13 protein-coding genes are annotated in these 11,804 nt (G+C 52.7%); 9 read left to right on the forward strand and 4 right to left on the reverse strand.

Annotation, left to right across the window (positions count from 1 at the left end):
* Window positions 1-67 precede the first annotated feature (67 nt).
* Complete coding sequence (locus HCZ99_RS10505; protein ID WP_167446935.1) at window positions 68-454, reverse strand: RidA family protein; 387 nt, start codon at window positions 452-454, stop codon at window positions 68-70.
* Window positions 455-661: 207 nt separating this feature from the next.
* On the opposite strand from HCZ99_RS10505, the gene HCZ99_RS10510 reads away from it, so the two are divergent.
* The 5 genes from HCZ99_RS10510 (at window position 662) to HCZ99_RS10530 (ending at window position 6,294) form a co-directional block, all read left to right on the forward strand.
* Entirely contained in the window at window positions 662-1,183 is a 522-nt protein-coding gene (locus HCZ99_RS10510) for a TRAP transporter small permease (RefSeq protein ID WP_167446936.1), read from the forward strand.
* Window positions 1,180-2,460 (forward strand): TRAP transporter large permease, encoded by a 1,281-nt coding sequence (locus HCZ99_RS10515; protein ID WP_167446937.1) that lies wholly within the window; start codon window positions 1,180-1,182, stop codon window positions 2,458-2,460. Before HCZ99_RS10510 ends, HCZ99_RS10515 begins: the two co-directional genes overlap by 4 nt.
* 100 nt (window positions 2,461-2,560) lie before the next feature.
* Window positions 2,561-3,619, forward strand: coding sequence for a TRAP transporter substrate-binding protein (locus HCZ99_RS10520; RefSeq protein ID WP_167446938.1), 1,059 nt, complete (start codon window positions 2,561-2,563; stop codon window positions 3,617-3,619).
* Between the two features lie 85 nt (window positions 3,620-3,704).
* Complete coding sequence (locus HCZ99_RS10525) at window positions 3,705-5,174, forward strand: M81 family metallopeptidase (protein ID WP_167446939.1); 1,470 nt, start codon at window positions 3,705-3,707, stop codon at window positions 5,172-5,174.
* 49 nt (window positions 5,175-5,223) lie between these two features.
* Window positions 5,224-6,294, forward strand: a complete 1,071-nt coding sequence (locus HCZ99_RS10530; RefSeq protein ID WP_167446940.1) for a D-TA family PLP-dependent enzyme — start codon at window positions 5,224-5,226, stop codon at window positions 6,292-6,294.
* A gap of 52 nt (window positions 6,295-6,346) precedes the next feature.
* Here HCZ99_RS10530 and HCZ99_RS10535 read toward each other — a convergent pair whose 3' ends face one another.
* A complete protein-coding gene (locus tag HCZ99_RS10535) occupies window positions 6,347-6,841 on the reverse strand; it encodes a hypothetical protein (RefSeq protein WP_167446941.1) in 495 nt (164 codons plus the stop codon).
* Between the two features lie 196 nt (window positions 6,842-7,037).
* Between HCZ99_RS10535 and HCZ99_RS10540 the strand changes: the two genes are divergently transcribed.
* The 3 genes from HCZ99_RS10540 (at window position 7,038) to HCZ99_RS10550 (ending at window position 9,451) form a co-directional block, all read left to right on the forward strand.
* Window positions 7,038-7,889 (forward strand): alpha/beta hydrolase, encoded by an 852-nt coding sequence (locus tag HCZ99_RS10540; RefSeq protein WP_167446942.1) that lies wholly within the window; start codon window positions 7,038-7,040, stop codon window positions 7,887-7,889.
* Between the two features lie 126 nt (window positions 7,890-8,015).
* Window positions 8,016-8,957: an ornithine cyclodeaminase family protein gene (locus tag HCZ99_RS10545; protein WP_167446943.1), complete on the forward strand. Its 942-nt coding sequence runs from the start codon at window positions 8,016-8,018 to the stop codon at window positions 8,955-8,957.
* Window positions 8,954-9,451 (forward strand): thioesterase family protein, encoded by a 498-nt coding sequence (locus HCZ99_RS10550; RefSeq protein WP_167446944.1) that lies wholly within the window; start codon window positions 8,954-8,956, stop codon window positions 9,449-9,451. Before HCZ99_RS10545 ends, HCZ99_RS10550 begins: the two co-directional genes overlap by 4 nt.
* 54 nt (window positions 9,452-9,505) lie before the next feature.
* On the opposite strand, the gene HCZ99_RS10555 is transcribed toward HCZ99_RS10550, so the two are convergent.
* Window positions 9,506-10,018, reverse strand: a complete 513-nt coding sequence (locus HCZ99_RS10555; protein ID WP_167446945.1) for a GNAT family N-acetyltransferase — start codon at window positions 10,016-10,018, stop codon at window positions 9,506-9,508.
* Between the two features lie 98 nt (window positions 10,019-10,116).
* On the opposite strand from HCZ99_RS10555, the gene HCZ99_RS10560 reads away from it, so the two are divergent.
* A complete protein-coding gene (locus HCZ99_RS10560) occupies window positions 10,117-11,349 on the forward strand; it encodes a bifunctional alpha/beta hydrolase/OsmC family protein (protein WP_167446946.1) in 1,233 nt (410 codons plus the stop codon).
* 72 nt (window positions 11,350-11,421) lie between these two features.
* Here HCZ99_RS10560 and HCZ99_RS10565 read toward each other — a convergent pair whose 3' ends face one another.
* Window positions 11,422-11,769 carry a RidA family protein gene (locus HCZ99_RS10565; RefSeq protein WP_167446947.1) on the reverse strand — a complete coding sequence of 116 codons (348 nt, stop codon included), beginning with the start codon at window positions 11,767-11,769 and terminating at the stop codon, window positions 11,422-11,424.
* Window positions 11,770-11,804: the final 35 nt, after the last annotated feature.

Below are 11,804 nucleotides of genomic sequence, written 5' to 3' on the forward strand. Positions count from 1 at the left end.
GACCAAGGTCTGGCGATCGGGTTTAAATTCAATGGGGTGCAAATTTGCACCCCATTGGAAAATATCACTATTCAGGCTTATATGCGATAGCTTCAATTTCAATCTTGGCGTCAACCATCATCTGGGACTGTACCGTGGAACGGGCAGGGCGCTCGCCCGGGAAGTATTCGGCATAGACGCGGTTAAATGTCCAAGAATCGCGGGTGTCGGCCAGCCAGACATTCGTCTTGAACACATCATCAAGCGTGCAATCGGCAAGTGCTAATGCGGCCTTGACGTTTTCCATGGTGCGACGGGGCTGGTCTTCGATGCCGCCATATTCAATTTCACCATTTTCTTTCATGGCAACCTGTCCTGAAATATAGACGTAGTCGCCTGCTCGAACAGCCGGTGAAAATGGCAGTTTCTGACCACCGGCGCCGCTGCGTTCATTGTCGTAATGTTTGATCGCCATGGATAATCTCCCTGTTGTGACTGGTGGGGCCGATTGAAAACGACGACCGTTTAAAATGTAGTTTAACTACCTAATTAAACTCTACTACAACGTCAATAGGGTAAAAAATGCGTATTTGATGTCAAAAATATGTAGACAAGCTACAAAATGATACTCAGTATGTAGAAAAAGTACATAAAATATTCATCAGCGGAGAGTTTGGCGAAGATGGCATTACGCCGTGTTGAAACAACTGCAGCAACCATGAGCCGATCTTTGAACTGGGTCGTCGAACGCGTTATCGCGGTTCTGATGTTGACCTTGGTTCTCGATGTCTGGCTTGGCGTTATTGATCGATACATCTTTCATTGGCAATTGCCGTGGCCCGAAGAATTGGCGCGCTATTTGATGATCTGGTCAGCGTTGCTGGCGATCTCGGCCGGGATTGCGCGGCGCGAACATATCGGCATTGGCATGGTCGTTTTGAATTTGCCGATCCGGTTGCAGCGAACTGTACTGTTTCTGGTCGATCTGATTGCGCTTTTGGCATTCCTGTATCTGGCAATTTACGGATTTGATTTTGCCATGGGCGGCATGAGCCGACAGGCAATGATTTTTGGCATGTCCTTGGCGTTGCCTTATGCGGCTGTGCCCGTCGCATCCTTGTTGGCCGCGATACAGCTTCTTCTTGTTGCCTTGCGCGATCAGGGTCGTTTCGTTCCGATTGATCTTACGGAGGGCGCGGAATGATCGTCGCCATTATCTTTGTCGTTCTGATGGTTTTGGGGATGCCGATTGGCTTTGCCCTTGGTGTTGCAGGGGTTGTTGGCCTGTTTGACATGGGCGGGGGGATGTTTTTATCCCAGGGTCCAAGCAAGGTCTTTAACGGTTTGAACGTGTTTCCGTTCCTTGCAATGCCGTTCTTTATTCTGGCGGGTGAAATCATGAACCACATCGGCATTACCAGCCGGTTGGTGAAGTTTGCCCAAGCACTTGTCGGGCATTTACGTGGTGGCCTTGCGCATACCAACATGTTGGCATCGGTGTTCTTTGCCGGTTTGACCGGGGCTGCGACCGCGGATGCGGCGGCCTTTGGCAAGACCCTTGTGCCAGCCATGGTTGAGCGCGGGTATCGTCGTGATTATGCCTGTGCGGTGACGGCCGCCGGATCGATCATTGGTCCGACCATTCCGCCATCGGGTTTGATGGTTGTGTATGGATCGCTGATGGGGGTTTCGATTGGCGGGCTGTTTGCAGCGGGTATTTTGCCCGGTCTTATGATCTGCCTGATTTGCATGACCGTGATTGCGGTGACCGCACGGTCCAAGAACCTGCCGAAAAATGAACGTCGCGCGTCCTTGTTGGAAATCTGGAAGATTTTCAAATCGTCGATTACAGCCCTGATCATGCCGTTGATTATTTTGGGCGGTATTTTGGGCGGGATTGTCACCCCGACCGAGGCCGCATCGGTTGCGGTTGCCTATGCCCTGTTTATCGGTGTGTTCGTCTATCGCGCCCTGACATTCAACGATTTCTTTAAAATGTTGATCAGAACGGCGCGGGTGACGGGGGTGATTTTCGTCATTATTGCCTTTGCATCGATCCTTGGCTGGTGGCTGAGCTTTAACCGCATCCCGCAAGAAATCGCCAATATGGTTCTGGGCGTTTCGGATAACCGATACATCATCATCTTTATGATCGTCGGCATGCTGTTGATGATCGGCATGGTGATGGATATCAACGCGATCCTGATCATTCTTGCCCCGGTTCTTGTGCCGCTGACGTTGCAGATCGGTATGGATCCGATCCATGCGGGGATCATCTTTGTTCTGGCACTTAATATCTCGCTGATGACGCCGCCCGTTGGGGCCTGTCTATTTGTGCTGTCATCGGTGACCGGGGAAAAACTTGAAAAAATTGCAGCCCAGCTTTGGCCGTTTCTGTTGGCCGAATTGGGTGTGTTGTTCCTGTTTGCCTTTTGGGGTGACCTTGCACTCGCCATACCGCGATTGCTTGGGTTCCGCTAGGCCGAAGGGTTTGAAATAGCCCCCGATCGGGTCCGGATCGGGGGCACATAAACCAACAATCGGACAATCATAAAGTCGTTAATCAAGGAGAGGCACTATCATGAAAGCCGTAAAACGTTTTGGCGCAGCAGCCCTGGCAACCGCGATGCTGATGGGCAGCACATCAATGGCATTTGCCGATGCGAAAGTTTTGAAATTCGCGCATGACAACAAGGCCGATCCGTTCGAGAACCCGGCCCATGCCTGCACGGCTGTTTTTGCCAACATCGTCGAAGCCGACACCAATGGCGAAATTGAAGTCGAAATTTATCCGTCTAACCAGCTTGGTTCCGCCGCTGAACATGTTCAGATGATGCGTAATGATATCATTCAGGCGACCCTGACATCGACCGGCGCGCTGGCATCTTATTACCCGCGCATTGACGTTTTGAACCTTGCGTTTGCTTTTGACAGCAACGCATCGACCTATGACGTGTTTGATGGTCCGTTTGGTGAAAAACTGGCGCAAGACATCGAAGCAACCCTTGGCGATGTTAAGGTTCTTGGTTTCCCCGATACCGGCGGGTTCTTTGCGGTGACCAACTCCAAACATCCGATTGCCAAGCTTGAAGATTTCGATGGTATTCGCGTGCGCACCATGTCGCTGCCGTCCCATCAGAAAATCATGCAGGCGCTTGGTGCAGAAGCTTATCCGATGGCGTGGGGCGAAGTTTATGCCGGTCTTCAGACGGGTGTGATCGATGGTCAGATGAACCCGGTTCCGACCGTGACATTTGCCAAGTTCAACGAAGTGCAGGGCTATCTTACCCTGACCAACCACTTGTTCTCGCCTTACACCATGATGCTTTCGAAATCATTCTGGGATGACTTGACCCCGGATCAGCAGAAAATCGTGCGTTATGCAGCGCAGTCTTGCGTTGTTGCCAGCCGCGGTGTTTCACGCGTGATCGAAGCATCCGATCGTGGTTTGGCTGGTCTTAAGGACAAAATGGAAATCACCGCATTGTCGGCTGAAGACCGTGAAAAGTTCAAAGCAGCGACCCAGCCGGTCGTGGTCAAACACGTTCAGGAAAGCCTTGGCGACGAAGGTGTTGCTTTGCTTGACCTGTTCAAAGCCGAGGTCGAGAAAGCCAACGCACGCCGTTACATGGAAGACTAATCCATTTTGGTGCCGAAGGGGCGGTTCGCGTCCCTTCGGCATTTATGAAGCCACGATCAAAAGACCAATAACAAAGGCACGGGCCATGCGGATTTTTTGCGCCTCGATTGCAACCGAGACAAATACATTTTCCCCCCTTCGAACTGATTTTTCAGATTTTAAAGAAAGCTTTTATGCCCCACCGGGTCAGCACCCGGTCACACCGACCCTGTGCAGTGCCGTTTTCACCGAGGCGCGCCTTCGTGCCGCCAAAGAAGGCTGGGATTTGATCGAAGGGACCGCCACATGGGCAGAACCAGGTGGCTTGGTTAATCGCCAAACCTATGAAGATTTGCGCGACGAAGTTCTTGGGCAATTGCGCGCGGCCATGCCGGTTGATGCGGTGATCCTTGGCCTTCATGGGGCCATGGTGGCGCAAGATTACCTTGATTGCGAAGGCGATTTGATTTCGCGTGTGCGTGACATGGTTGGCCCGGACGTTGTGATTGGTACCAGTTTTGACCCGCACAGCCATTTGACCGATTTGCGGATCAATAATTCGGACATCATTGTTGCGTTCAAGGAATTCCCCCATACCGATTTTGTCGAAACCGGGCGTGCGGTTGTTGATCTTGTGTTGAAAACCCTGCGCGGCGAAATCAACCCGACCAAGGCGGTATTTGATTGCCGCATGATCGAGGTGTTGCCGACATCACGTGAACCGATGCGGTCGTTTATCGACCGGGCCAAGGATATGGAGGGGACAGGCGATATTCTGTCGGTTTCATTCATTCATGGATTTATGGCTGGTGACGTGCCTGACCTTGGGGCCAAGGTGATTGTCACCACCAACAATAACCCTGCGGAAGCCACGCAGCTTGCAAAAGACCTGGGGGTCGAGCTGTTTGGGTTTCGTGGGGCCACCCGCCCGAGTTTTGTGACACCAGACATTGCCCTTGATCAGGCGACGGCATCTGATGCAGCGCCGATTGTTCTGGCCGATGTTTGGGACAATCCGGGCGGCGGGGTGCCGGGCGACAGCACGATTTTGCTGCGCGCTGTGATGGAACGGGGCCTTCGTGATTTTGCCGTGGGAACCCTGTGGGACCCGATGGCGGTTCGCACATGTTTCTCCGCCGGCGAGGGGGCGACATTGCCACTTCGTTTTGGCGGTAAAACCGGTGCCCATGCCGGGGCGCCGGTTGATGCCGAGGTCAAAGTCAAAAAACTCGAACGCAATGCGTGGCAGTATTTTGGCGAAAGCATCGTGCCACTTGGCGATTGTGCGGTGATTGAGCTGCCCGGTGGGGGCGAAGTGATCCTAAATAGCAACAGATCGCAAAGTTTCGATCCCAGCCTGTTTTCGAATATGGGCATTGATCCGACCGCGAAGAAATATCTGTTCATTAAATCGACCAATCACTTCCACGATTCATTTGCCAAAATTGCCGGTGAAATCATCTATGTGGATGTGCATGGTCCGTATCCGTCGGATCCCAAAACCAATGGATACCGTCATGTGAAACGTCCGTTGTGGCCGATTGTTGATGATCCATTTGCCGCCAACGCAAGTTGATGATCAAATAGCCCCCTTGCGTCACCACCGAAATTAAAGGACGGTTTTTATGACCCGCTCGCCGCAATATTCTGAACTTGATACGCCGTGCGCGGTGATCAATCTTGATACCGTGGATCGCAACGTAAATGCCTATCAGGCCTATTGCGATGAGCATGGCATTGCATTGCGCCCGCATATCAAAACCCACAAAATCCCGGCATTCGCCCAGCAACAATTGGCCGCCGGGGCAAAGGGGATCACCTGTCAGAAAATTGGCGAGGCCGAAGTTATGGCCGATGCCGGTCTTGATGACATTCTGCTGACCTATAACGTTATTGGATCGCGCAAACTTTCACGCTTGCGGGCGTTATTTGACCGGGTTAAAAGCCTGCGTGTTGTTGCCGATAATGCGGCTGTGGTCGAAGGCCTTTCGCGGGCGTTTGCCGACAGTGCCAAGCCGCTTGAAATCTTGGTTGAATGTGACACAGGCGGCGGACGTTGCGGGGTTCAGACCCCCGATGATGCGGTTAAACTTGCGCAGATCATTGAAGACCTTCCGGGGATTAAGTTTGCCGGTTTGATGACCTATCCGGCGGCGGGCGGTGGTGCCAAGGTTGGCGGGTTCTTTGGCGATGCGATGGCAAAGCTTGACGAACGTGGCATTGCATGCCCGATCAGAAGTTCTGGCGGGACGCCCGATATGTGGAAAGCCCACGAGGTTGCCAACGTCACCGAACATCGGATCGGGACCTATATTTACAATGACCGGTCGCTGATGGCGCGCGATGTGTGCGGTGAAGATGACTGCGCATTGCGCGTTCTGGCCGAGGTGGTTTCACTTCCGGCACCGGGACGGGCGGTAATTGATGCCGGGTCCAAGGTTTTGACGTCTGATTTGCTCGGACTGGACGGGTTTGGTTATGTCGTGGGGCATCCCGAAGTTGATGTGGTCGGCCTTTCGGAAGAACACGGTGTTTTGCAGTTCGAACGGGATTTAACCCCGTTTGAAATTGGCGAGCGGATCGAAATCATCCCCAACCATGTTTGCGTGGTCAGCAATATGCTTGATCAGGTGCATCTGGTGCGCGGCGATACCATCAAAACCGTTGATGTGGCCGCACGGGGTAAGGTCCTTTAAGGGCCGAACATAGAAAACAGGTTACCCCGGTCATCTAACCGGGGTAACCGATTTAAGCCGGATCATGGTTGGGCAGATAACCGGTAAATCCGGTGATCAGCCATTTTCCAGTAGCCTGTTTTTCGCAGTAATAATGCGTTTTCCAAAGCAGACGGTCTTCGGATCCGTCTGCTTTTTTAATGCGTCCGTTAAAGTGTTTGCGGACCAATGCACGATTGCCGGTGATGTCGATTTTATCAAGCGTCGTGGCGCGGAAAACAGCCGAATATAGGTCCTCGGCATAGCAGGCGTTTTGGGCCGCATCTGCCTGGCGCAACCATTCATCGCGGTAAGCGCCAAGGTCGGGAAACATCATTTTCCATGTGTCGGGATCATCGGATGTGCAGGCATCAATGGCGTAAAAGCCATCTGCCTTAAAATCATCTTCGACCATTGACCAATCGGCTGCGACAAAGGCGGCAATGTCGCGCGGGACAAGCATTTGCCAAATCTGATTGCGGTCATGGTCGGTTGCAGGGAACGGGCTTTGATGCGTGGCGGCTGTCATGATCTATCCACTTGATCTGAAATTTATTTTGCCGAGTTTGGCATTGCCATGCGGGGTGATCAATCATTTGGGGGTGTTTGACGCAAAAAATAGGTAGACCCCATGCGAATTGATTGCAAAGAGGTCCGAATTAAAGAAAGATCATATGCAACGTTGAGATCGCACAAATAATAAACCCGTAAAATCGAGGTAATGCATGACTTGGGGTGGCTTCACAGAGGCAGAACTGGAATGGCAATATAACGCGCGCGAAACCGTGCCCGATTTCATGACGTATGTTGAACGGTGCGTTAAGCTGTCGGAAGAAACGCGTGCGGATCTTAAGCCCAAGATTGATGTGCGTTATGGCGATGGGCCAAAGGAAACCATGGATGTGTTTATGGCCGCCGATGCAGGCGCGCCGGTACATATCTTTTTCCATGGCGGTTATTGGCGCAGTCAGGACAAAAAGGATTATGCCTTTGTCGCGCGTGACCTTGTCGCGGCGGGTTTTACGGTTATTTGCCCCAATTACGATCTTTGCCCCGATGTGACGGTTGCCGATATCACCCAAGAAGCAGTGCGGTGCGTGCAATATGTCTATGACAACATTGACGACTTTAACGGCGATCGTGACCGCATTTCGATTTCGGGTCATTCGGCGGGCGGGCAGATTGTTGCGCGTTTGGCGTCTTATGATTGGGAAGACGTGCTTGGGGTGGCTAATCCGTTTTGTGGCGTGATCCCGATTTCTGGCGTGTTTGATCTTGAACCGGTGCGGTTTACGACGATCAATAAGGACATCAAGCTTGATGAAGCATCTGCGGCGGATAATTCGCCCATGCTGGATGCCGTTGCGACCGATACCAAAATGATGGTGGTCGTCGGGCGCGATGAAAGCCCGGAATTTGTCCGCCAAAGTGATGCCTATGCCGCGTATTGCGGGCGATCCGGGGTGACGGTACCGGTCTATAAGGCATGGGGTGCCAACCATTTTAACGTTCTCGAAGATGTGTTTTTGGAAACGGGATCGCTTTTTGCGCATCTTAAACGCTTTTTGAAGGCGTGAATCTTCGACAATTCCCCTTAAAAACAGCGAAAAATCCGTTGGTCTTCCTGTGACTGAAACGGTGTGGCGTGGTATAAAAGAGGCCGCTACCCCACTGAAATCAAAAATAGTTATAGAGGAAGGCTCATGCGTTTCGTTTCGGCAGAAGATATCGACAAGTTTGTTTCGCCCCGTGATTTGGTCGAAGCCCTTCGGGATGGTTTTGCACAAGGGTGCGAAGCGCCGTTGCGCAGCCATTTCAACATGGAACGCAGCAACGAGGATGACGCGACTTTCCTGATTATGCCAGCCTGGCAAAAAGATGGTGCAGCCGGGGTCAAGGTTGCCGCGGTTGTGCCGGGCAATTCGGCGCGGAACCTGCCGGCGGTGTCGGGGACTTATATCCTGCTTGATGCGGTGACGGGCCAACCATCAGCGGTGATTGATGGCACCAAACTGACCACGCGCCGCACAGCCGCCGCATCGGCCTTGGCGGCTGATTATCTGGCGCGCAAAGACAGCACCGACATGGTGATGGTCGGGTCGGGGGCAATGGCACCGCAATTGATCAAGGCGCATGCATCTGTACGCCCGATTAAAAACGTGACCATCTGGAACCGTAATGCCGATAAGGCGGTGAAACTTGCGACCGAAATTGGTGCGCTTGGCTTTAACGCCAAGGGGACGGATGATTTGGAAGCGGCGTGTAAATCCGCCGATTTGATTTCATGTGCGACGCTGTCAACCGAACCGTTGGTGCGTGGTGACTGGTTGCGCGATGGCACCCATGTTGACTTGGTCGGCGCGTTTAAACCCACCATGCGCGAAACCGACGATGGGGTGATGAAAAAATGCCGCATCTATGTCGATAGTTTCGAAGGGGCCAGTGCCGAAGGCGGGGACGTCGTGCAGGCGATCGACAGCGGGGCAATTTCAAAATCCGATATCATTGGCGATCTGTTTGGTCTGACACGCGGCGACGTTAAGGGCCGCGAAGCCGATGATGTGTGCACGGTGTTTAAATCGGTTGGGCATTCGCTGGAAGATTTCGTGGCGGCGGTTGCCGTGGTGAAGGCCACCCAAAAATGATCAGTACCGATCTGTTCGCGCCAGAACCCCTTGAAACATACCGCGCGACAATCAAACCGGAATGGATTGATTTTAACGGCCATATGAATGTGGGGTATTACGTGGTGGCGTTTGATCTGGGCTCAATCGCGTTTTTAAACGCGGTCGGGATGGGATTGGATTATCCCAAAAAGCGCGGCGGATCGACCTTTGGGCTTGAAATGCATGTGACCTATGATCGGGAAATCCACCTGGATGCGCCGTTTGTGATCCATACCCGGGTTCTCGATTGCGATGCAAAACGCATTCACATGTATCACGAAATGCGCCACGGGGCAGACGGATGGGGGGCCGCGACCAACGAAATCATCACCATGCATATCGATATGTCCACGCGCCGATCTGCACCGTTTCCAGATGACATTCTGGAAACCCTAAACAAGATCAAAGATGCGCATGCCGACCTTCCGATCCCATCGGGTGTCGGGCGCAAGATTGGCATTCGTCGCAGGTAAAAACAAAACCCCGCATTTGTTAAAGATGCGGGGTTTTGTTTTGTTGGGTGCTGCTTATGGTCGATGCATGACATACAGGCTGCACATTTCACCCGATTGATGAAGGTCCTGATCGCGCAGATATGTCAGGCCAAGCTTTTTCAAAAGGTTGGTCGAGGCAACGTTTTCGGGCAGGCAATAGCCATAGAGCTTATCAAAGCCAAGCTGTGTCCAGCCGTGCTGAAGCAACGCATCACAGACTTCAAAGGCATACCCTTTGCCTTGTTCGCCTTCGCGCATGGCATAGCCGATATCAGGCGCATCAAGGGTATCGCGTTTGATGAAACCGATCAGGCCAATCGGGCGGTTGGTTTCTTTTTCACAAACAATGGATTGCCCAAAGCCGTGTTGGGCGTAGCTTGAAATCATACGCGCGTCGATATAGGCGCGGGCGGCGTCAAGATCGTGGATATTGCGATCGCCGATAAAGCGCAGCCAGCCCGGACCATTGACCAGTTCCATGATGAAGGGGGCATCTTGATGGGTTGCTTTACGCAAAATGGTGCGTTGCGTTTCCAAAATGGTCATGTGGTTTTCCTGGTTGCATTGGCGGCATTGATGCGATCCTATTGTCTTGGGCGTAGGATCAAAATCATTTTTTCACATTTTCAGTGATCGGAATGTCGATGCCGGGAAAACCCATTAAACTGACATTTGACGGCGCACATGGTGCCAAACTTGCGGCACGTCTTGACCTGCCAAGCGGTGCGGTTCGAGCCTATGCGTTGTTTGCGCATTGTTTCACCTGTAGCAAGGATTTGATCGCGGCGCGGAAAATTGCCGAAGCCTTGACCCTTCAGGGGATTGGGGTTTTGCGGTTTGATTTTACCGGGCTTGGTGGATCGGGTGGGGATTTTGCATCGACGAATTTTACCTCCAACCTGGATGATCTGGGGCGCGCGGTTGAGTTTTTACGCGCCGAGTATGACGCACCCAAGCTTTTGATTGGTCATTCGTTGGGCGGGGCAGCGATCCTTGCCATGGCGGAACGCGTGCCCGAAGCAACCGCCGTTGCCACCATTGGCGCGCCAGCCGATATCGGGCATGTCACCCATAACTTTGCCGACCATCTTGAGGAAATTAAAACCAAAGGAGCGGCGGAAGTATCGCTGGGCGGGCGGCCGTTTGTGATCAAGCGCCAGTTTGTCGATGATTTGGGCAAGCATGATATCGCGCAGGCCACGCGCGAGATGGGCAAGGCATTGCTGGTTTTGCATGCACCGCGCGATGAAACGGTCGGGATTGAAAATGCCGGAAAAATCTTTGACGCGGCAAAACATCCCAAAAGTTTTGTGTCGCTTGACGATGCCGATCATTTACTGCGTGAACCAGCCGATGCCAGTTACGTCGCATCGGTAATTGCGGCCTGGGCCGGGCGGTATTTGCCCCGTGACGCGGAAACGCCGGTCAAACCTAGCGACGGTGTGGTTGTGCGTGAAACCGGGCAGGGCAAGTTCCAATGCATGGTCATGGCGGGACATCATCGCATGATGGCCGATGAGCCGGAAAATGTCGGCGGGCTAGATAGCGGCCCGTCCCCTTATGATTTTCTGTCGGCGGCCTTGGGAAGTTGTACGGTGATGACCGTGCGAATGTATGCCGATCATAAAAACATCACCCTTGATGCTGTCCGGGCGGAAATCCTGCATGATAAAATTCATGCCGATGATTGTGCGGAATGCGATGATGCGCATCACCAAAAAGGCGGGAAGATTGATCGGTTTGAGCGTCGATTGACGTTTATCGGCGACCTTGATGCGGATACCCGGGTCAAATTGCTGGCAATTGCCAATAAATGCCCCGTGCATCGCACGTTGGAGGCAACGTCGCTGATTGAAACCAACGAAGTGCGCGACTAAATCCCGCAAAAGCTCATAAAAAACGCCCGGCAGGAAAACCTGACCGGGCGTTTTTCTTGGCGTTTTCGATGATTACGGTTTTGCCGCGATCACGATGAATTCGACAAGGTAATCCGGGGTGGCAAGTTTGGCTTCGCCACATGCGCGACCCGGGGTGTGGCCCTGCGGTACCCATGCATCCCAAACTTCGTTCATGGCAGCGAAATCTTTCATGTCGGCCAGCCAGATGGTGGTCGACAGGATGTTTTCTTTGCTGGAGCCACATTCAGCCAAAAGCGCATCAACCTTTTCGAGGCACTCTTTGGTCTGATTGGTGATGTCGCTATCGGCGTTGCCGACTTGGCCCGCAAGATAGATGGTGTCGCCATGGACAACGGCCTGGCTCATACGTGGGCCGGTGTGAAAACGTTGAATGCTCATAGAAGTCTCCTTGATGTGTCTTTGGGTAATTTATT

It is taken from the genome of Thalassospira lucentensis, from assembly GCF_011806425.1.
GTDB lineage: Bacteria > Pseudomonadota > Alphaproteobacteria > Rhodospirillales > Thalassospiraceae > Thalassospira > Thalassospira lucentensis_B.